Genomic DNA, 20,987 nt, shown 5'->3' on the forward strand with positions numbered 1-20,987 from the left:
CTCGCGACGAGCACCGGGGGTGCCATTGCACAGCGAAGCAGCGACCATCCTCGCCATCAACGGATCGGAACGGGCCGGTGGCAACACCGACCACGCCATCGCGTACGCGGGCAAGCTGATCGCCGAACGAGGCGCGATCCTGCGCACCATCGCGCTACGCGAGCACCGGATCTCGCCGTGCAGCCCGTGCGGCGACTGCAACAGCCGTACCCTGCCCTGCCAGGTGGACGACGACGTCCCCGCCCTGGTGGAGCAGATGGCCAGCGCCGACGGGCTGATCTACGCGGCTCCGGTGCACGGCTTCGGCCTCGCCCACCTCATGCAGGTCTTCATCGAGCGGGCGGGCGTCGGCTACCTGCGTTTCACCCGGCCGCTGGCCGACAAGGTCGGCGGCATCATCGTCACCGGGCGCCGCTACAGCGACTCCTCGGTGCACAACCAGATCGTCAACAACCTGCTGCTCAACCGGATGATTCTGGTGGGCAGCGGCTTCCCCGTCCTGCTGCGCAACACCACCGGCGCTCCCGGCCTGACCGACGTCGAGGGCGTCGACGCGCTGGAGCGGATGGTGCACCGGATGCTCGACATGGTGCAGCTGCTCAAGCAGCACCAGCGGGTCGACGGTGGTCCGGTCCTCCCGCGCCGCGACCGCAACGAACGCGTTCCGCGGCCCCGCCGCGCCGAAACCGCCCACACCAGAGGAGATATCGAGAATGTCCACTGAGCAGGTCGCCGCCCCGGTCGGCATCGACTTCCCGGCCACCGAGTGGGAGAGGTGGGACAAGCCGGGCGCCGAGGGACGCGTCAAGATCTCGTACGTCGGGGGTCAGCGTCTCCGCCTGCTGGAGCTGCCGCCGGGCTTCGACGAGCACCACTGGTGCCTGCGCGGCCACACCGGCTACGTCCTGCAGGGCGAGTTCACCATCCACTTCCGGGACCGGTCGGTGCCGTGCCGCCCCGGCATGGGCTTCGTCATCCCCGACGACGAGGAGCACCGGTCCCAGGGCAGCGACGCCGAGCCCACTGTCGTGTTCGTGGTCGACGAGGTCCCGCAGCCGTGAGCGACGAGCACCGGATCGCGCCGCCGGCCGGCTCCACGCCGGCCGGCGGTGTCGACGGCCCGGCCCGGATCGCCGAGCTGCGGGTCGCCATCGACGCGCTCGACCAGCAGATCGTCGCTCTGCTGGCCGAGCGCACCCGGGTGGTGCAGGAGCTGACCGCGCACAAGACCGACGAGGCGACGGTCCGGTCGCCCGAGCGGGCACGGCAGGTGCTCGGCCGGGTGCACGACCTGGCGTCCCGGCAGGGCATGCCGCCCGAGGTGGCGGTCGGCACCTACCGTGCGCTCATCGACGAGCTGACCCGGATGCAGCTCGAGATGCTGGCGGCCCGCCGCGCCGCCGCGTCACTGGCGGAGAAGTGATGAGCCACCGCCCGCCCGTCGACCTGCGGCACGCCCTGGCCAGCCTCGACCCGCTACCGGGCGAGCTGGTCCGCGTCGCGACGGAGCTGCCCGCCCGCTACGGCGTCTCCGCCCACTACGCCCGCTGGGCCGGTGCGCCCGCCGCTCCGCCCACCGGCGCCGGCCCGGCGGTGCTCTTCGACCGGGTACGCCCCGACCACGGCCCGACCCGGGCGGTGCTGATGGGCCTCTACGGCACGCGCCGACGTGCCGCCGGCCTGCTCGGCTGCACGCCTGCCGAGCTGCCGCACCGGCTGCTCGACGCGGTTGCCGCCCCCCGTCCGCCGGTGCCCGCCCCCGACGCGTCCCGCTGGCCGCGCGAGACGTTGCCGGTGGATCTGACCGCGCTGCCGGTGCCGGTGCTCACCGACGAGGACGCCGGCCCCTACCTGACGCTCGGCGCGGTGCTCGCCACCGACCCGGACACCGGCGTCCGTAACCTGTCCGTGCACCGGATGTGCGTGCAGGGGCCCGACTCGTTGACCATCTGGATGGTGCCCGGCCGGGACCTGGAGCTCGCGTACCAGGCCGCCCTGCGCCGCGGGCGTCCGTTGCCTGTCGCGATCCACCTCGGCCTGAGCCCGGCGGTGCTGCTGTCCTCCTGCTGCCCGACCTCGTTGGTCCCGCCCGAGCTCGACGAGCTGGCGGTGGCCGGCGCGCTCGCCGGTCAGCCGGTCGAGCTGCTGCCCTGCGCCACGGTGGACGCCGAGTTCATCGCGCACGCCGAGTACGTCATCGAGGGCGAGTTGCGGGCCGACCGGGCGCCGGAGAGCGCACACGGCACGGTCGCCACGCCGGAGTTCCTCGGCTACCAGGGTCGGGCGCATCCCTCGTTGCCGCTGATCCGCATCACCGCGATCACCGCCCGGGAACGCCCGATCCTGCAGGCCGTCTCCGGGCCCGGACACGAGCAGTCGGTGCTGCTCGGCTTCGGGATGGAGGCCGCGGTGCTGGACCTGCTGCGCCGCCGGGGGACACCGGCCCTGGCGGCGCACTGCCACACCGCCGGCGGCGGCCAACTCATGGTGGTGCTCCAGTGGCCGGCCAAGCGCGGCCCGGAGGACGACCTCGCGGTACGCGCCGCCGCCGAGGCGGTGCTGGAGCAGTTCCGGATGGCCAAGCTGGTGCTGTGCGTGGGCGAGGACGTCGACATCGAGTCCGACCAGGACCTGTGGTGGGCGATGGTCACCCGCTTCCAGGCCGACCAGGACCTGCTGGTGCTGCCGGACCGGGAGGGCTTCCCGCTCGACCCCAGCCAGCACACCGGCTACTCACCGTCGCTGTCGGCCGACGGGCGCACGGCGAAGGCGGTCTTCGACTGCACCGTCCCGTACGCCCAGCGCGCCCGGTTCCACCGGCCCCGCTTCACCGAGCCGTCACGTCCCGCACCGCGGCGGCCAGCAGCGCCACTCCCTCGGTGATCCGGGCGGCGGGCAGGGCCGCGTACCCGATCAGGAACGTCGGCTCGCTCGGCGGGCGGGTGACGAAGTAGCCCGACGCCGGGTAGACCCGGACGCCCCGCGCGGCGGCGGCGCGCACGATCTCGGCCTCGCCGACGTCGGGCGCGCCGCTCAGGGTCACCAGCACGTGCAGCCCGGCGGCCGTGCCGGAGATCCGCACCCCCGCGCCGAAGTGCTCGTACAGCGCCTCCAGCAGTCGGGCGCGCCGCTGCCGGTAGAGGCGGTCCATCCGGCCGATGTGCCGGGCGTACGCGCCGGAGGAGATGAACTCGGCAAGCGCCTCCTGGGTCAGCGTCGGGGTCAGCCGGTCGGTGATCCACTTGACGCCCAGGAACGACCGGACGAGGTGTGGCGGCAACACCGCGTACCCGATGCGCAGCGAGGGGAAGAGGGTCTTGCTGAAGCTGCCGACGTAGACGACGTCCGCGTCCTGCGGGTCGGCGGCCAGCGACGGCAACCGTTCCTGCGCGAACGTGAACTCGTTGTGGTAGTCGTCCTCCAGCACCGTGGCCCCGTGCTCGCGGGCCCAGCGCAGCAGCGCTCGCCGCCGCCTCTCGGACATGATGAACCCGGTCGGGAACTGGTGCGACGGGGTGACGTAGACCAGACGTACGCGGGCCGGGTCGAGGCCGTGCGCGCGGACCCGGCACTCGATCTCGTCGACCCGCAGACCCTCCTCGTCGACACCGACCGGCACCACGGCGGCCCGCGAGTAGCCGAAGATCTGCCGCAGTACGGTGTGGCTCGGGTCCTCGATGATCACCACGTCGTCGGGGCCGACGAGCAGCCGGACCAGGATGTCCATGGCCTGGGTGGCGCCGCTGGTCACCACCGTGTTCTCGCGGGTGGCGTCCAGCGCACGACTGCGCCGCAGCAGGGCGGTGATCTGGGCACGCAACGACACCGCGCCCTCGGCCGGCCCGTAGCCCAGGGCCACCGCGTCGGCCCGGCTCACCGCGTCGGCGAGCGACTGCCGCCACCGGGCCACCGGGAAGCTGGCCAGCGCCGGGGTGCCGTGCCGGAAGTCGTACGTCCCGTCCGGCCGGTGCATCGGCGCCGGCTCCCACGGCTTCCACAGCGGACTGCCGGCGTCGGTGGGCAGCGGGGGTTCGGGCCGCAGGTGCGCGCGGGCGGCGCGCGGGGTCGGTGCCGGCGCCTCGGTGAGGGCGGCGCTGACCCGCGTGCCGGAACCCCGCCGCGAGGTGAGCACCCCGTTGGCCCGCAGCAGCTCGTACGCCCGGGTCACCACCGTCCGGGAGACCCCGAGCTGGTGCGCCAGCTCGCGGCTGGGCGGCACCGCGTCGCCGGGGCGCAGTCGGCCGGCCCGCACGGACCCGCTGATCTGGTCGCAGAGCTGCTGCTGCAGGGGAACCGAACTGTCGCGGTCCAGCGTGACGAGGAGCTGGTCCGAACTCACCTGGACATGCTCCCCCGCTCGACGCCGCCTGCGAGTCTAGTCGCGCCATCGCCGGCCGAGAGCCGATCCACGACCGACCACCGCCGGTTTCCGGCCGGCCGGTGCAGCGGTGCTCAGGCTGCCCGGGAGGACCGTCGGCGGACGGGACGGTCGGTCTGCACGAACGTCGACAGCCGGCCGTCGACGAGTCGACCGAGCACGTCCAGGAAGATCCGCCGGTCGCGCGACGGAACCGTGTCGAGGATGTCGCCCTGCAGCCGCGCGACGATCCGCCGCGCATCGGCGACCAGCCGCTCGCCGTCGGGCGTGACGGTGACGATGCGGGCACGTCGGTCGGTTGTCGACGTGCGGCGTTCGACCAGGCCGGCACGTTCGAGCTCGTCGAGTGTGACGACCATCGTCGTCTTGTCGATGCCGCACATGTCGCCGAGCTGGCTCTGGGTGAACTCGCCGGTGCAGCCGCGATCGAGCACGCAGTAGGCCCGCGTCGAGATACCCAGGCCGGAGAGGGCGGCGGCGTGTTCCTGAGCCAGCGCGTGAGTGGCCCAGGACATCAGGAACATCAGGTCGGGCGCCGCGCCATCGGGCCCGGAGGTGCCGGTCGTCATGGCGGCAGCCTAGCAACTAGTTCGTGACCCGAACTATCTCAGAGCGGAGCATCTCTCCGCGCCTGACGGGAAGTTAAGAACGAGATAGTAAATATCGGAACCTTCTGCTACGGTTCGATCTCGACAACCCCGCCCCTCCACAGAGGAGTCACCTCATGTCCACGGAAGCCTCCGCCCCCCGCGCCGTCGACAACACCCCGCGCCTGCGCAACCGGTCCATCGCCCTCGCGGTCGCCGTGCTCGCCGCCGTGGTCGTGTGGCTGATCGCCACCGTCGCCGGCGCGTCGCTCACCGTCGATCAGGGCGCCGGCCCGCAGGACGTCACGGTGCTCGCCGTGATCGTGACGTCCGCGCTCGCCGCCCTCCTCGGCTGGGGCCTGCTCGCGGTGCTCGAGCGCCTCTCGGCGCACGCCACGACGATCTGGACCGCGATCGCCGTCGCCGTGCTCGTGCTGTCGCTCGTGCCGGCATCCCTCGTCGACGCCTCGGCCGGCACCAGGGTCGCCCTCGTGCTGATGCACCTGGCGGTCGGTGCGGTCGTGATCCTGGGCTTCCGCCGGGCTGGTGCACGGCGCGCCTGACGACGAGCGGTCTGCCGCAGGTCGAGGTTCATGCCTCTGACCTGCGGCTTTGTCGGATTTCAGCAGGTGATTCTCCGGCCCGCGAGTGGTAGGACTGGTGCACCGAGGCGACGGCGGAGACCTGCCCGGGAGTCCGCCGAGTGGAAGCCGCGGCATCGTCGACAGTGGGGGCAGGCGAGCCGGTCGACGCTGCCGTGGCCAGTAGGAGGTACCGACCGTGCATCGCAGAGGCACCACAACCCCGACCCGGTCAGCCCGGATGGCTGGCGCTCACGAATGCACGGCCGGCGTCCCACCAGCGCCAGCGACGCGACGACAATGACGGAGAACAGCGAGAGCGCGGCCGCCGCCTATGAACGCGGTATGGGCGCCGGGCGCATCGAACAGCGCCTGCAGGGGCACGACGAGCATCTGCGCCACATCAACGGCTCGATCGACTCGATGACGCAGGCGTTGCAGGCTCTCACCGAGGAGCTTCGTGCCAACGCCGCCCTTCTGACCGCCAACGTGGCCTCGGGGCGTCGGGACGCCCTGGAACGGGACAGGATCGCGGCCGTCCGCATAGAGGAGGCGGGCCTCTTCGATTCCCGTAGTACGGTCCGGTGGACGAGGTGGCAGCGCTGGGTCGCCGTCGTCGGGGCCATCATCCTGGTCGGGAACTTCGCCCTGGGGCTCTACCTCGCGTTCGGCAGCTGACCCGCCCTCAGCTACGGGTGCGGCGCAGCGCCAGCCCGCCGAGGCCCAGGGCGGCCAACCCCACCACCAGGGCCACGTACGCCCCGCCGAGTCCGTTGCCGGTGCCGACGCCGCCGTCGGACGTCGCCACCACCAGCGCGCCGAGGGCCACGCCGACCAGCCCCGCCGCCAGCGCCACTGTCGCGCCGAGCAGCCCGCTGCCGGTGCCGACGCGACTGGTCGGGCGGGCCAGGGCCAGCGCGCCGACGATCACACCCGCCAGGCCCAGCAGGGAGGCCACGCTCGCCCCGAGTCGTCCGGCGCTCATGGTGGTCACGGTTGCCGCCAACGGCGCGGACGAGGTGTACGCGGCGGCCGGCGCGGCGAGCCCGAATCCTCCGAGCAGGGCGGACGTGGCAGCGGTGCACAGCAGACGGGCCGGCCTCAGGTTTCTCGACGCGAACATGTGTTTCTCCTTCGTCGTACGTCTCGGTGGTTGTCGCTCGATCCTGTCGCCGATTCGACCGCGGGTCGTCCGGCAGCCGGATGCCTTTTCCGCTGCCGCCACCGGCGCAGGCGACTGCCGCGCACGGCGCAGTTGCCGGCCGACTACCGCGGGCGCGGTAGTTCCAGGTCATCCGCGCGCAGGAGTCGCCCGCGCTGCGCCTCGGGCTAGGGTGCGCGCATGAGCACAGGGCGTGCCGGTGTCCGGGACCTGGCGATCGCCGTCGGTGTGGCGGCGGTGCTGCTGGTCGCCGGGCTGTCCGCGGACCACACCACGATCGACAGCGACCTGCTGGGTTATCCGCTGCTGGCGGCCAGCGGTCTGGCGCTGGCGGCGCGTCGCCGGGCGCCCGTCGCCGTCCTGGCCGTCACCGGGCTGTGCGCGGTGGGCTACCAGGCGGTCGGGTTCGACGTGCCGGCCGTCGCCTTCCTGTTCGCTGTCTACACCGGTGTGCGAGCGGGCCACCGCGTCGTCACGGTCGTCGCCGCGGTGCTGATGCTCGTCGCTCTTCCCCTCACCGCTCTCGCCCCGCCACAGGACCTGCCGCCGGGGGAGGCGTTCGCCCGGGCCCGGGGCGCGCTGGAGGTGGCCTGGCTGATCGCCGCCGGCGCCGCGGGTGAGGCGTTGCGGCAGGCCGAGCGGCGGGCGGACGAGGCCGAGCGCACCCGGGAGGAGACCGCGCGACGCCGCGCCGACGAGGAGCGGCTGCACATCGCGCGGGAGCTGCACGACTCCCTCACCCACCAGATCTCGATCATCAAGGTGCAGGCCGAGGTGGCCGTGCACCTGGCCCGCCGGCGGGGCGAGGCGGTGCCGGAGGCGCTGCTGGCGATCCGGGAGGCCGGCCGGGAGGCGAGCCGGGAGTTGCGCGCGACCCTGGAGGCCCTGCGCGACGACGGCAGGAACCCGCCGCGCGGCCTCGAACATTTGCCGGAGCTGGTGGAGCGGGCCCGGCTGGCCGGGCTGGACACGACGTTGACCGTCGAGGGCGAACGGCAGGCCGTGCCTGCCGCGGTGGACCGGACCGCCTACCGGATCGTGCAGGAGTCGCTCACCAACGTCGCCCGGCACGCCGCCGCGGCCACCGCGTCGGTCCGCGTCGACTACCGTCCGGACGCCCTCGCGATCCGCGTCGACGACGACGGTACGGCCACGCTGGCCACCGCGCCGACGCCCGGGGTCGGGCTGCTCGGGATGCGCGAACGGGTCAGCGCCCTGGGCGGTCGCCTGCACGCGGCGCCACGCGACGAGGGCGGCTTCACCGTCCACGCGGAACTTCCGGTCGGCCCGCCCGCGTGATCCGCGTCCTGCTCGTCGACGACCAGGCGCTCCTGCGCAGTGGCTTCCGCGCGCTCCTCGACGTCGAGGAGGACATCGAGGTGGTGGCCGAGGCTGCCGACGGCCGCGAGGGGGTGGCCCTCGCCCGGCGTCACCTGCCCGACATCGCGCTCATCGACATCCAGATGCCGGTGCTGGACGGCATCGCTGCGACCCGGCTCATCGCCGCGGACCCGGCCCTGGCCAGGGTGCACGTCGTCATCCTGACCAACTACGGCCTCGACGAACACGTCTTCCACGCGTTGCGCGCCGGCGCCGCCGGCTTCCTGGTCAAGGACATCGAGCCGGAGGACTTCCTGCACGCCGTACGCGTCGCCGCGCGGGGTGACGTGCTGCTCGCCCCGTCGATCACCCGCCGGCTCATCGACAGGTACGTCGCCGAGCCGCGCCACCTGCGGGCCCCGAACGGCCTGCGGGAGTTGACCACCCGGGAACGCGAAGCCGTCGTCCTGGTCGCCCAGGGCCTGTCGAACGACGAGATCGCCGCGCGCATGGTGATCAGCCCGCTGACCGCCAAGACCCACATCAACCGGGCCATGGCCAAGCTGCACGCCCGCGACCGCGCCCAACTCGTGGTCGTCGCGTACGAGTCGGGTCTGGTGGCCCCGCGCCACGACTGACCCTCGGCGACTCGCGGCGGACCAGCGGCCGCGCCCGGGCTTGCCGCGCGGGGTCCGGTTCGCCACGTGCCATGATTGCGCCCATGGGCAAGCAGCAGCACGTCGGCGGGGCCGACCGGGACAGCGGGTCGGGGACCACGGCCGACCGTCCGACCGGTGGTGGGGCGGACGCGCGGCTCGCCGTCGCACACGACCCCACAACGCCACAGATGACCCTCATCGACCTTGCGTCCGATGCGTCGGTCGCGGTCCGCAAGGCGGTCGCGGGCCGGCCGGACGCGCCCGCGCAGGCGCTGCGGTCGTTGACCCGCGACCATGATCGTCAGGTCCGGGAGGCCGTGGCGCGCAATCCCGCGACGTCGGTCGGTAACCTCCTGCGCCTGGTCAAGGACGCGGACCGGTGGGTCCGTTGGGCCGTCGGCGGCAACCCGGCCTGCGACGAGTCGGTCCGCCGGGTGATGGCTGCCGCGCCCGACAAGGAGCTTCGGGGCCTGCTCGCCGAGAGCCGCGACCTGGAGCCCGAGCTGGCAGCCCGGCTGGTCGACGACGTCTCGCCCGAGGTCCGCGAACGGCTCGCCACCCACACCCACGATCCCGACGTCATCGTCGCCCTGCTGGCCGACCGTACCGTCCGCGTCCGCAAGGGGCTCGCCCGCAACCCGCGCACCACCGCCGCGCAGCGCAGCGCCCTGGCCGCGGACCCGTCGGTCGACGTGCGGGCCGCGCTGGTCCGCGCGCTTGAGTTGAGCGAGGAGGACCTGGCGGGCCTGGTCGACGATCGTTCGGTGCAGGTGCGGCTGGCGATGGCCACGTCCGAGATCATTCCGTCGCACGTCCGGCAGACGCTCGAACGCGATCCCGACGAGATGGTGTCCGCCGCCGCGCGGGACTTCCGCCCGGGCGTCGGCAGTTCCCCGGTGGTACGGGCTCCCCGCATCGGTACCCGGCGCTCCGGCACCGGACCGGGCCGGCCCGGCCGCACCGCGCGCTGACGCCGGCCGCGCGTTGACGTCGGCCGCGCGTTGAGGCTGATGTGCCGCGCGCTCAGGTCGGCCGGGCCGTGCGCCGCGGCCCGGCGGAGTCGCGCCGCGCGTTGAGGTCGCCGAGGTCGTGCAACGTCTGACGTCGGCGGGGTCTGCGGCGGCCGGCCCGGTCGGGCTACCGGCGCGACGCGCCCGCCTGCGACGGGGAGGGCGGGCTGACGCCGGAGCCGGTCGTGGACGGCGACGGCGCCTCGACCGGGAGGTCGCGGCCGGCGAGACGGCGGAGAAGCTCCCGGATCTGGCGCTTGTCCGCGGCGGGGACCGCGTCGTCGAGCAGCCGCCGCCGGATGGTGCCGATGTCCGCCTCGACCTCCGCCAGCGCCCGGGGCGTCACGGCGGCGTTCGGCATCGCGAGCGGTCGGATGGCGGCGGCGATGGAGAGACCGAGGGTGGCGCAGAGGCTGCGGACCTTCGCCAGCTCGGGGTAGCGCTGCCAGTCACCGGCGAGCCAGCGGAACAGCGTCGAGCGGCTCACGCCGGTGTGGTGCGCGATGTCGCCGACGGTCCAACCGTGTTGCTCGCGGGCATCGTCGACGGCCTGGCGGACGAACTGCGCGAACGCCATCTGAGGTGTCGTGGGGTAGGTGTCCATCCTCAGTCGTGCCCTCCCACCCGGGATCGCCTCGGTGTACCCGGCTCGATGGTCAGTTCTGATCACCCATTCCGAAGTCGGCGGTACCACTGATCGTCTACCAGCTTCTGTGGTGGCGCAGCGACGGCCGGCACGGCGGCCTACTCGTTCGAGGTGGCTCGGATACTCAAATGCCGTTCGCCCCCGTTCGTGGCCGGCTGTCGGGTTCACGGACTGTGATGGTCGCCGCAGCACGGCGGCTACGCCGCGTGATCTGGGTACCGTTCGTCGAATCAGGTACCGTCCCCTGTCACACCGTCTTCGCACCAACCTGGCTGCCCGTCACAGCGGGAGCCGAACCGGAGGGACACACTCGTGAGAGTCCGTAGCGCAGTCCGTCAGGCCGGCCTCGTCGCGGCGGTCGCCGCTCTGGCGTTGAGCGCGGGATGCGCCAAGAAGGACGACAGCGAGGTCCAGGCGAGCGGGGTCAAGCTGGTCGAGGCCGGCAAGCTGACCGTCTGCACCCACCTGCCGTACCCGCCGTTCCAGTCGAAGGACGCCAGCGGCAAGGTCACCGGATTCGACGTCGACGTGATGGACCTCGTGGCGAAGGAGCTGGGCGTCGAGCAGACGATCATCGACACGCCGTTCGAGGGGATCAAGTCCGGTCAGGACCTGAACACCGGCAAGTGCGACGCTGCCGCCGCCGGCATGACCATCACCGCCGAACGGCAGAAGGTGATGAACTTCTCCGACCCGTACTTCGACGCCACCCAGGCGATGCTGGTGAAGACCGGCAAGACGTACAAGACGCTCGACGACCTGCGGGGCAAGAAGGTGGGCGTGCAGGCGGCCACCACCGGCCGTGACTACGCGAAGAAGTTCGAGAAGGAGAAGGGCCTCCAGCTCGTCGAGTTCGAGGACCTCGCCGCCGAGCAGCAGGCGCTCGCCAACGGCCAGGTGGAGGCCGCCGTCAACGACCTGCCGGTCTGGAGCGAGTACCTGAAGAAGAACCCGGGCGGGTTCCAGGTGACCGCCGAGTTCGACACCGGCGAGCAGTACGGGTTCTCGGTGAAGAAGGACGGCAACCCGGAGCTGCTCAAGAAGATCAACGAGACGCTGGCGAAGGCCAAGCAGGACGGCTCGTACGACGCGATCTACGAGAAGTGGATCGGCAAGCGGCCGAGCGCCTGATCGAAGCTCAGTGGGGGAGGGCGCACGTGCTGTGCGCCCTCCCCGTCGACACACTCCGGAAGGGCAACGAGCCGACGTGAAGCTGCGACGCCGCCAGCGGGAACGACTGTCCCTCGGCATCCAGTACCTGGTCTTCGTCGCGATCATCGCCGCGGTGCTCGTCGCCGCGGACTGGGGCCGGTTGGCCGACGCGTTCTTCCGCGTCGACATCATCGAGTCGATGTTCCCGACCATCATCACCGTGGCGCTGCGCAACACGATCCTCTACACGGTGGGCGCGTTCGCCTTCGGCCTCGTGTTCGGCACCGTCCTCGCGCTGATGCGGCTGTCCCGGGTGGCGCCGTACCGCTGGGTGGCGACCGCGTACATCGAGCTGTTCCGGGGTCTGCCGGCGCTGCTGGTGCTCTTCCTCGTCGGGTACGGCATCCCCATCGCCTTCCCGGAGCGGGAGATTCCCGGTGGCGTGTTCGGCTCGATCGCCATCGGTCTCGGCCTGACCGCCGCCGCGTACATGGCCGAGACCATCCGGGCGGGCATCCAGGCCGTGCCGAAGGGGCAGATGGAGGCGGCCCGCACCCTCGGCATGTCGCACGTCACCGCCATGCGCACCATCGTGATCCCGCAGGCGTTCCGGATCGTCATCCCGCCGCTGACGAACGAGCTCATCCTGCTCACCAAGGACTCGTCGCTGGCCTACGTGCTGGGCGTGACGGCATCGACCATCGAGGTCACCAAGTTCGGCCGGGACATGCTCAACGACCGGGTGAACGCGACGCCGCTGCTGGTGGCCGGCCTCGCGTACCTGGTCATCACCCTGCCCCTGTCCCAGGTGGTGCGCCGCCTCGAACTCCGCTACGCCAAGGCCCGGTGACCCGCATGACGACCACCCCGTCCCGTCCCGCCGTCGAGATCCGCGACCTGCACAAGTCCTTCGGGGCGCTCGAGGTGCTCAAGGGCATCGACTTCGAGGTCGGTCAGGGCGAGGTCGTCTGCGTGATCGGGCCGTCCGGCTCCGGCAAGTCGACGCTGCTGCGCTGCGTCGACCTCCTCGAAGAGCCGACCGCCGGCAGGATCTGGGTGAACGGCGTCGAGATGACCGACCCGGACGTCGAGATCGACGCCGTACGCCGGGGCATCGGCATGGTGTTCCAGTCGTTCAACCTGTTTCCACACCTGACCGTGCTGAACAACCTCACCGTCGCCCAGCGTCGGGTGCTGCGGCGCGGTCGCGCCGAGGCCGAGCGGATCGCGCGGGCCAACCTGGAGCGTGTCGGCCTGAGCGACAAGGCCGACGCGTTCCCGGCGCAGCTCTCCGGCGGGCAGCAGCAGCGGGCCGCGATCGCCCGGTCGTTGTCGATGGAGCCGAAGCTGATGCTCTTCGACGAGCCGACCTCGGCGCTCGACCCGGAGTTGGTCGGCGACGTGCTCACCGTCATGCGCAAGCTGGCCGAGGACGGCATGACGATGATGGTGGTCACCCACGAGATGGCGTTCGCCCGGGACGTGGCCGACCGGGTCGTGTTCATGGACGGCGGTGTCGTGGTCGAGCAGGGACCGCCGCAGGAGGTGCTGGGCGCGCCGAAGCACGAGCGGACCCGCGCGTTCCTCGCCCGGGTCCTCGACCCGACTCGCGTGGCGCGGCTCGGTCAGCCCGACGAGTCACCGGCGCCGCCCGAGGGCCCCGGCCTGCCGACCGACGGCCGCCACATCGTCTGATCACGCCACAACGCCTGGTCAATCGACGTACGTTGTGATGTCGCGGTAATCTTCCTGCAATCAGACCTGTACTTTCGTCGATGGATTACATAAGTTGGGTTCATCCATCGAAAGTTCTGAGTCTTCCGAGCGAAGTCCGCGACGATCCTCACCTCAGTCGTGCTGCCGCCTTGTGCTCGGCGGTCGATGCACCCTGCCCTCGTCGTGTCTTCGCCCGGTCGGGAACGGAGACCCATGGACGATCACGCCGTTGGCTCCCAGCGCCATCTGTCCCGCCGATCACTGATCGCGACCGGGGCGCTCGCCGCCGGAGCGTTGGGGGCGTCCGCCCCCACGCTCGGCGACGCGTTCGGAGGCAGCCCGGCCCGGGCCGCCGCCGGAGTGACCAAGAAGGTCACCATCTATGCCGAGCAGATGCCCGGCGGGCTGTTCGGGTACGGCCTCGCGCCCGGGCAGGCCACCGTGCCCGGGCCCGTGCTGGAGATCTACGAGGGTGACACCCTGGAGATCACCCTGGTCAACACCACCGACCAGCGGCTGTCCATCCACCCGCACGGGGTGGACTACAGCACCGACTCGGACGGCAGCCCGCTCAACGCCTCGTTCAACAACCCCGGCGAGACCCGGACGTACGTCTGGCGCTCCCACGAGATGGTGGCCGCGGCGGGCCGCCGGTACATGCCGGGCAGCGCCGGCTACTGGCACTACCACGATCACGCCATGGGCACCGACCACGGCACCGCCGGAGTCGCGAAGGGCCTGTACGGGGCCCTGATCGTCCGCCGCCGTGGCGACATCCTGCCGGACAAGCAGTTCACAGTCGTGTTCCACGACATGACGATCAACAACCGGATGGCCCCGGACACGCCGATGTTCGAGGCGAACCTGGGCCAGCGGGTGGAGTGGCTCGCCATCGGGCACGGCAACCTGTTCCACACCTTCCACCTGCACGCGCACCGCTGGGCGGACAACCGCACCGGAATGCTGGAGGGACCGGCCGACCCGAGCCTGGTCATCGACAACAAGGACCTCAACCCGGGCAGCTCGTTCGGGTTCCAGGTGCTGGCCGGTGAGGGCGTCGGACCCGGCGCGTGGATGTACCACTGCCACGTGCAGAACCACTCCGACGGCGGCATGGCCGGGATCTTCCTGGTCCGCAACGCCGACGGCAGCATGCCCCCCGGCGCCGAAGAGGCGATCCACCGGTTCCAGGGCCACACCCACACGCACGGAAGCTGACCGAAAGTGGGGACGGGGATGACCAGAGACGTACGACGAGCCCTCGCCGCGGTAGCGGCCTTCGCCACACTGATTCCGGGCGCGGCCACGGCCACGGCGGCGACCGCCGCGCCGCGACCCGCGGCAGCCGCCCCGGCGGCACAGGCACCCAGGACCGCCGTGCTCGTGTTCCACGGGCCGGTGGCCGAGCAGCAGGACCCGGTGTCGCGCGCCGTCGACACCATCCGACAGCTTGCGGTCAGTCATGACATCGATGTCACGGCCACCACGGACCCGGGCGTTTTTACGCAGACCGGGCTTTCCGCGTACCGCAGCGTGGTGTTTCTCTCCGCGACGGGCGCCGCGCTCAACCGCGACCAGGAGTCGGCGCTGCAGGGCTACCTGAAGGCCGGCGGCGGCTTCGTCGGCATCGCCGACGCCGCCCGCGCGCAGGTCGACTCCACCTGGTTCGCCGGCCTGATCGGCGCCCGCCCGGCGGGTGCCATCCCGGTCGCCGAGCCGGTGGCCGCGGTGACCGCCAGCGGCGAGAACCCGCCGACCGAGAGCAAGGAGAAGCTGACCGACGGCGACGCCAACACCAAGTGGCTGGTCCGCACCCCGACGGCGTGGGTGGCGTACCAGCTGGCCGCGCCGAAGCGGATCACCGGGTACGCGCTGACGTCGGCAAACGACTTCGTCGGACGGGACCCGAAGGACTGGACCCTGCAGGGCTCCAACGACGGGCAGAGCTGGTCCGATCTGGACCGGCGCACCAACCAGACCTTCGCGGAGCGGTTCCAGACCCGCCGGTTCGACATCGCCACGCCGCAGGAGTTCACCCGCTACCGGCTGAACATCACCGCCAACAGCGGTGAGCCGCTGATCCAGCTGGCCGACCTGCGCCTGTTCACCGGCACGGCCACCGCGCCGCCGCCGACCCCCGTGAACCGGGCGGTGGTCGACATCCTGGACCGCAAACACCCGGCCACGGCGTCGCTGCCCCTGACGATCACCCGCTCCGACCGCTGGGACAACTGGGACCCGAACCCGATCGGCGCGGTGCACACGCTCGCCCAGGTCGAGGAGCGGCACTACGACCCGGGACCGGGCGCCAACGGCCCGTTCCACCCGGTGTCCTGGTGCCGGGACTACGAGGGTGGCCGGTCGTTCTACACCGGCATGGGTCACACCGAGGGCAGCTACGGCGAGGAGGCGTTCCGCACGCACCTGGCCGGGGCGCTCGAGTGGACCACCGGCCGCGTACGCGGGGACTGCCAGGCGACGATCGCCGCGAACTACAAGGTGGAGCGGCTCACCGCGGCCAACCAGACCGGGCAGTTGGACCAGATCGGCGAGCCGCACGGGCTGACCATCGCGCCGGACGGCACCGTCTTCTACGTCGGCAAGGCGGCCTGCCCGAGCGGCCCGATCGCGGACTGGAACGACCCGAAGGTCGGCCTGGGCTGCGGCACCATCCACTCCTGGGATCCGCGGACCAGGCAGGTCAAGCTGCTCACCACCCTGGAGGTGATGGGCAACCGGGGCAGCGGCTCCGAGTTGGTGAAGAACGAGGAGGGCCTGCTCGGCATCGTGCCCGACCCGAAGTTCGCCGACAACGGCTGGCTCTACGTCTACTGGATGCCGCACGAGTCGATCGACCGCGTGCAGCGGGTCGGGCAGCGCACCGTCTCCCGGTTCACCTACGACCGCGAGGCGCAGACCATCGACCAGGCCACCCGCAAGGACCTGCTGACGTTCCCGGTGCAGATCCACAGTTGCTGCCACGCCGGCGGCGGCATGGCGTTCGACGCGAAGGGCAACCTCTACGTCGGCTCCGGCGACAACAACTCCTCCGAGGGGTCGCAGGGCTACTCCGGCAACAACTGGACGCAGGAGTACCAGGGCATCTCGTTCCAGGACGCCCGTCGCACGGCGGGCAACACCAACGACCTCGCCGGCAAGATCATCCGGATCCATCCGGAGGCCGACGGCACGTACACCATCCCGGAGGGCAACCTCTTCCCGCCGGGCACCGAGAAGACCCGGCCGGAGATCTACGTGATGGGCGTGCGCAACATCGCCCGCCTCCAGGTCGACCCGGAGCACCAGTGGCTGACCGCCGGCTGGGTCGGCCCGGACGCCGCGTCGCCAAGCCCGACCCTGGGCCCGGCCAAGTACGAGACGGCCACCATCATCACCTCGGCCGGCAACCAGGGCTGGCCGTACTGCATGGGCAACCGGCAGCCGTACCGGGACCGCAGCAGCACCGACGCGACGGTGCTGACCGGCTGGTACGACTGCGGCAACCTGAAGAACGAGTCCCCGCGCAACACCGGACTGGCGGACATCCCGGCGGCCCGGGACAACATGATCTGGTACTCGCCGGACGGCGGCGGCCCGGTCTTCCCGAAGCGCACCGACGGCAGCGGCCTCCCGACGTACGTCGCGGCCGACGCCACCTACACCCAGCCGTACCTGCGCGGCGGTGGGCAGGCCATCATGTCCGGCCCCACCTACCACCGTGACCGGGTCGACCCGAACAGCACAGTCGCGTGGCCGGCGTACTGGGACGAGAAGTGGTTCATCGGCGACCAGTCGAACGCCGCCAACCGGGTCGCGGTCACCGTCGACCCCGCCGGCGTGCCGACGGCCACCCCGCCGGTGTACGCCGAGTCGCTGCGCGCCATCATCCCCAGCGGCAACGGCGACACCCGGCTGCAGAGCTGGATGGACGCCAAGTTCGGCCCGGACGGCGCGCTCTACCTGCTCGACTACGGCGGCGGGTTCTTCAGCCTGCACCCCAACCAGAAGCTCATCCGGATCACCTACACCGGCGGGGCGCCCACGCCGGCGCCGGCGGCGACCTCGGTCGCCGTGCAGAACAAGCCGTTGACGGTCGCCTTCACCGGCTCCCGGTCCGGCGGCGTGAGCCACCGGTGGGAGTTCGGCGACGGCGGCACGTCCACCGAGGCGGACCCCCGCCACACGTACGCCACGGTCGGCACCTACACCGCGAAGCTCACCGTCACGTACGCCGACGGCGAGACGGCGACGGTGCAGACCACTGTCACGGTCGGCTGCGCGGTGCCGGACTCCCGGGCCACGGTGTGGCTCGGCGACACGGACACCGCGGTGCCCAGCCGTACGGTCGGGCAGGGCTGCACGATCAACGACCTGATCGACGACGAGAGCACCTGGCCCGACCACAACGCCTTCGTCAGGCACGTGAGCGCGGTGACAGGCGCGTTGCAGGACGACGGTCTGCTCAACGCCCGCGAGGCGGGCACGCTCACCCGCCTGGCCGCCGCGTCCGACATCGGCCGGGACGGGCGCACCGGATACGAGCCGCTCTACGACGGCACCGCCGAGTCGCTGCGCGGTTGGCAGCAGGCGCCGACGGGGTCGTTCAGCATCCAGCCGGACGGCGCACTGCGTTCCAGCGGCGGCCTCGGCATGCTCTGGCACACCAGGGAGCTGGCGGACTTCTCGCTGAAGGTGCAGTTCCGCGACATCGCGCCGGGCACCGGCCGCGCCAACACCGGCGTCTTCATCCGGTTCCCCGACCTGCGTACGCCCCTGGAGCAGCGACCGCCGGGGAGCTGCGGCACCGTCGGGTCGGCCCGGACCTCGCCGGCCTGGATGGCGATCTACTGCGGACACGAGATCCAGATCTACGACGGGGAGACCGGCGAGCCGCAGAAGACCGGCTCGGTCTACAACTTCGATCCGGTGCCGCTCGCCCAGGCCGGCGTCACGCCGAAGAACGTGTGGAACGACTACGAGATCCGGGTGGTCGGGCAGCACTACACGATGATCCGTAATGGCGTGGTGATCAACGAGTTCGACAACACGCCGGGCAAGGAGTCCTCCCGGGCCGGTGACCCGCCCACCGACCTGCGGCAGTTCCTGAGCGGCTTCATCGGCCTGCAGAACCACGGTGACAACGACCTGACCGAGTTCCGCAACATCCGCGTGCGGGAACTCTAGGAGAGACAATGATCCGACGACTCACGGCCGCCGTGGCGGCGCTCCTGCTCACGGTCACGACGTTTGCCACGCCGCAGGCGTCCGCCGCCCCGCGCGCCGCCGCGGACCAGGTGCTGACCTGGACCGCCGACGACAACACCACCCGCTACAAGTCCGTGCCCACCACAGCGGTGGCCGGCGCGGCGACGATCATCTGGGAGAACAGCGCGGCCACCGGCAACACCACCGGGATGCCGCACACGCTTACCTTCGACACCAGCACCGAGGGCTACAACCACGACGTCACGGTCAACATCCTGGCCAGCCCGTTCGACGCCAACGACGGCCGACACCAGGCGACAGTCACGCTGACCCCGGGCCGGTACCGCTACTTCTGCGCGATCCCGGGCCACAGTCAGATGGTCGGCGAACTGGTCGTCACCGACGGCGGGGGAGGCGACGACACCACGCCGCCGACGGTCACCGCCGCCGTGTCGGGCGACCAGGACCAGGACGGCAACTACGTCGGCACGGCAACGGTGACCGTCACGGCCACCGACGCCGGCTCGGGCGTGGAAACCGTCGAGTACCAGGTCGACGACACCAGCTTCCAGCCGTACACCCAGCCGGTGCAGGTGAGCGCGGTCGGCGACCACTCGGTGCAGTTCCGCGCCACCGACCAGGCCGGCAACACCAGCACGGTCGGCTCGGTGTCGTTCCGGATCGTCGAACCGACCGAGGAGGACACCACCGCGCCGGTGGTCGCGGCCGCGCTGGCCGGCGACCGCGACGGCGACGGCAACTACGTCGGTACGGCCGCCGCCACGCTTACCGCCACCGACGCCGGCTCCGGGGTCGCCACCATCGAGTACGCGCTCGACGACGGCGCCTTCACCGCGTACACGAGCCCGGTCATGGTGAGCGCGGTCGGGATGCACATGCTGCACTATCGGGCGACCGACGTCGCCGGCAACACCTCGGCCGAGCAGATGTCCCACTTCACAGTCGTCGCCCCGCCGGAGGAGGACGACACCCCGCCCACGGTGACCGCGACGGTCACCGGCGAGCGGGACGCCGGCGGCGCGTACGTCGGCGCCGCGACAGTCACCGTCACCGCGACCGACACCGGCTCGGGCGTGGCGTCGGTCGAGTACGCGCTCGACACCGGCGGCTGGACCGCGTACGCCGGCCCGGTGAGCGTCCGCACCGTCGGCGCGCACACCCTGCGGTACCGGGCGACCGACACCGCGGGGAACGCCGCCGCCGAGCAGTCGGCGACGTTCACCGTGGTGGCCGACGGCACCGACGCCTGCCCCGCGTCCGACACGCGAGGCACGGTGGTCATCGACGGTGACGACACCGGCGTGGCCAACGTCGACACCGGCGACGGTTGCACGATCAACGATCTGATCGACGAACACGCCGACTACCCCGGCCACGCCGACTTCGTCCGGCACGTCGAGGCGGTCACCGCCGCGCTGGTGAGCGGCGGAACGCTCAACAAGCGGCAACAGGGCGCCATCGTCCGGGCCGCGGCCCGATCGGACGTCGGCGCATGAGCACCCGAATCTCATCGACAGGGAGTACCACGATGCCCGGACGTACCGTCGCCAAGTTGGCAACCGTGACCGCCGTCATCGCCGCCTCGGTGCTGGCCGTGGCGCCCACCGCCCACGCCGACCTGGTCACCCACTGCATCGGCACCGGCGGTGCGGTGACCGTTCCCAACGACCTGCTCGTCCCGGCCGGCGAGTCCTGCGCGCTGACCGGCACCACGATCACCGGCAACGTCACGGTCGCCGCCGGCGCCAACCTGGTGGTCACCGGTGGCCGGGTCAGCGGTGAGGTACGCGTCGCCGCCGACGGCTACCTCGACGCCACCGAGACGAGCGTCGACGGCCAGGTGGTGCTGGCGGCCGGCGGGTACGGGGTTTTCCTCAAGGATGCCCGCACCGGCGCGGTGACCGTCCGGCCGAAGGGCTCGGCGACAATCGACAGCTTCCTGTTCGCCGAGGCGGCGACGATCGCCGGGAACGTCACAGTCGGCGCCGGCGAGGTCCGGCTCGACCGGGGCACCCAGGTGGAACGCAACGTCAGCAGCACCGGCACCTACTACACCGACGTGCACGACTCGTTCGTCGACGGCACCCTGTCGGTGCTCAACAGCGCCACCGGCAGTGTCGTGTGCGGCAGCGCGGTCCGGGGTCGGGCCACGTTCGCCGGCAACCTCGGCGGCGTCCAGCTCGGCCCGAACGGCGCCCTCGACAGCTGCGCGTCCGGCGGCTACTGGGGCGCGGACGTCAGCGTCACCAGCACCACCGGCGGCGTCACCGTCGACGACAACATCATCAACGGCCAGTTGACGGTGACGGGCAACAACCCGGCCGCCCAGGTGGCCGCGAACAACCGGATCCGCGGCGGCGTGACTGGCGACCAGGCCGCGGCGACCACCAACCGGGCGGCCCGAATGGCCGGCGCCGACCGGGACGACGCCGGCGACCAGCGGGCCGAGACCCGTCGTACCTCGGCGGTGCAGGAGGCCGCCGCGGCCGGCGCCGCGAAGCTCTAGAGGAGCAGGTCCCGACCCTGGCTGCGGCGGTGGGCACAGCCGGT

At 71.8% G+C, this 20,987-nt stretch carries 19 protein-coding genes and 1 pseudogene; 16 read left to right on the forward strand and 4 right to left on the reverse strand.

Annotation, left to right across the window (positions count from 1 at the left end; all coding sequences use genetic code 11):
• Window positions 1–19: 19 nt before the first annotated feature.
• From MILUP08_RS14850 to MILUP08_RS14865, 4 genes are read left to right on the forward strand one after another with little or no spacing between them, the layout of a single operon-like run.
• Complete coding sequence (locus tag MILUP08_RS14850) at window positions 20–724, forward strand: flavodoxin family protein (RefSeq protein WP_007459009.1); 705 nt, start codon at window positions 20–22, stop codon at window positions 722–724.
• On the forward strand, window positions 714–1,061 hold the full coding sequence (locus tag MILUP08_RS14855) for a cupin domain-containing protein (RefSeq protein WP_007459010.1): 348 nt from the start codon (window positions 714–716) through the stop codon (window positions 1,059–1,061). Before MILUP08_RS14850 ends, MILUP08_RS14855 begins: the two co-directional genes overlap by 11 nt.
• Window positions 1,058–1,423: a chorismate mutase gene (locus tag MILUP08_RS14860; protein ID WP_007459012.1), complete on the forward strand. Its 366-nt coding sequence runs from the start codon at window positions 1,058–1,060 to the stop codon at window positions 1,421–1,423. The genes MILUP08_RS14855 and MILUP08_RS14860 overlap by 4 nt, the downstream gene beginning before the upstream one ends.
• Complete coding sequence (locus tag MILUP08_RS14865) at window positions 1,423–2,883, forward strand: UbiD family decarboxylase (protein WP_007459014.1); 1,461 nt, start codon at window positions 1,423–1,425, stop codon at window positions 2,881–2,883. Before MILUP08_RS14860 ends, MILUP08_RS14865 begins: the two co-directional genes overlap by 1 nt.
• On the opposite strand, the gene pdxR is transcribed toward MILUP08_RS14865, so the two are convergent.
• Together pdxR and MILUP08_RS14875 are read right to left on the reverse strand one after the other, a co-directional pair.
• Window positions 2,828–4,339, reverse strand: coding sequence for a MocR-like pyridoxine biosynthesis transcription factor PdxR (gene pdxR, locus MILUP08_RS14870; RefSeq protein WP_007459015.1), 1,512 nt, complete (start codon window positions 4,337–4,339; stop codon window positions 2,828–2,830). The genes MILUP08_RS14865 and pdxR overlap by 56 nt on opposite strands.
• Window positions 4,340–4,452: 113 nt before the next feature.
• Window positions 4,453–4,947 (reverse strand): MarR family winged helix-turn-helix transcriptional regulator, encoded by a 495-nt coding sequence (locus tag MILUP08_RS14875; protein ID WP_007459017.1) that lies wholly within the window; start codon window positions 4,945–4,947, stop codon window positions 4,453–4,455.
• A gap of 155 nt (window positions 4,948–5,102) precedes the next feature.
• On the opposite strand from MILUP08_RS14875, the gene MILUP08_RS14880 reads away from it, so the two are divergent.
• Window positions 5,103–5,528, forward strand: coding sequence for a DUF6069 family protein (locus MILUP08_RS14880; RefSeq protein ID WP_007459019.1), 426 nt, complete (start codon window positions 5,103–5,105; stop codon window positions 5,526–5,528).
• Window positions 5,529–5,846: 318 nt separating this feature from the next.
• Complete coding sequence (locus MILUP08_RS14885; protein WP_039906038.1) at window positions 5,847–6,224, forward strand: hypothetical protein; 378 nt, start codon at window positions 5,847–5,849, stop codon at window positions 6,222–6,224.
• Window positions 6,225–6,231: 7 nt separating this feature from the next.
• Here the strand turns inward: MILUP08_RS14885 and MILUP08_RS14890 are convergent, their stop codons facing one another.
• On the reverse strand, window positions 6,232–6,669 hold the full coding sequence (locus MILUP08_RS14890) for a DUF6223 family protein (RefSeq protein ID WP_007459022.1): 438 nt from the start codon (window positions 6,667–6,669) through the stop codon (window positions 6,232–6,234).
• Window positions 6,670–6,888: 219 nt separating this feature from the next.
• Between MILUP08_RS14890 and MILUP08_RS14895 the strand changes: the two genes are divergently transcribed.
• The 3 genes from MILUP08_RS14895 to MILUP08_RS14905 all read left to right on the forward strand — a co-directional run bounded on the left by MILUP08_RS14895 (window position 6,889) and on the right by MILUP08_RS14905 (window position 9,658).
• Complete coding sequence (locus tag MILUP08_RS14895; protein WP_007459025.1) at window positions 6,889–8,007, forward strand: sensor histidine kinase; 1,119 nt, start codon at window positions 6,889–6,891, stop codon at window positions 8,005–8,007.
• A complete protein-coding gene (locus MILUP08_RS14900) occupies window positions 8,004–8,666 on the forward strand; it encodes a response regulator (protein ID WP_007459026.1) in 663 nt (220 codons plus the stop codon). The genes MILUP08_RS14895 and MILUP08_RS14900 overlap by 4 nt, the downstream gene beginning before the upstream one ends.
• Before the next feature lie 83 nt (window positions 8,667–8,749).
• A complete protein-coding gene (locus tag MILUP08_RS14905) occupies window positions 8,750–9,658 on the forward strand; it encodes a hypothetical protein (RefSeq protein ID WP_039906041.1) in 909 nt (302 codons plus the stop codon).
• Between the two features lie 250 nt (window positions 9,659–9,908).
• On the opposite strand, the pseudogene MILUP08_RS14910 reads toward MILUP08_RS14905, so the two are convergent.
• A pseudogene (locus MILUP08_RS14910) lies at window positions 9,909–10,301 on the reverse strand (helix-turn-helix domain-containing protein); the annotation flags it as partial.
• Between the two features lie 354 nt (window positions 10,302–10,655).
• Between MILUP08_RS14910 and MILUP08_RS14915 the strand changes: the two are divergent.
• From MILUP08_RS14915 to MILUP08_RS14945, 7 genes are all read left to right on the forward strand, one after another.
• Window positions 10,656–11,474: a basic amino acid ABC transporter substrate-binding protein gene (locus tag MILUP08_RS14915; protein WP_007459030.1), complete on the forward strand. Its 819-nt coding sequence runs from the start codon at window positions 10,656–10,658 to the stop codon at window positions 11,472–11,474.
• Window positions 11,475–11,550: 76 nt separating this feature from the next.
• Window positions 11,551–12,345: an amino acid ABC transporter permease gene (locus MILUP08_RS14920; protein WP_007459032.1), complete on the forward strand. Its 795-nt coding sequence runs from the start codon at window positions 11,551–11,553 to the stop codon at window positions 12,343–12,345.
• Between the two features lie 5 nt (window positions 12,346–12,350).
• Window positions 12,351–13,190 (forward strand): amino acid ABC transporter ATP-binding protein, encoded by an 840-nt coding sequence (locus MILUP08_RS14925; protein ID WP_007459034.1) that lies wholly within the window; start codon window positions 12,351–12,353, stop codon window positions 13,188–13,190.
• A gap of 234 nt (window positions 13,191–13,424) precedes the next feature.
• Window positions 13,425–14,429 (forward strand): multicopper oxidase domain-containing protein, encoded by a 1,005-nt coding sequence (locus MILUP08_RS14930; protein ID WP_007459035.1) that lies wholly within the window; start codon window positions 13,425–13,427, stop codon window positions 14,427–14,429.
• Window positions 14,430–14,447: 18 nt separating this feature from the next.
• Window positions 14,448–18,395: a ThuA domain-containing protein gene (locus MILUP08_RS14935; RefSeq protein ID WP_007459038.1), complete on the forward strand. Its 3,948-nt coding sequence runs from the start codon at window positions 14,448–14,450 to the stop codon at window positions 18,393–18,395.
• 8 nt (window positions 18,396–18,403) lie between these two features.
• Window positions 18,404–19,933, forward strand: coding sequence for an OmpL47-type beta-barrel domain-containing protein (locus MILUP08_RS14940; protein ID WP_007459040.1), 1,530 nt, complete (start codon window positions 18,404–18,406; stop codon window positions 19,931–19,933).
• Window positions 19,934–19,965: 32 nt separating this feature from the next.
• Window positions 19,966–20,943, forward strand: coding sequence for a hypothetical protein (locus MILUP08_RS14945; RefSeq protein ID WP_007459042.1), 978 nt, complete (start codon window positions 19,966–19,968; stop codon window positions 20,941–20,943).
• Window positions 20,944–20,987 lie beyond the last annotated feature (44 nt).

This window comes from Micromonospora lupini str. Lupac 08 (genome assembly GCF_000297395.2).
In the GTDB taxonomy this organism is placed as follows: domain Bacteria; phylum Actinomycetota; class Actinomycetes; order Mycobacteriales; family Micromonosporaceae; genus Micromonospora; species Micromonospora lupini.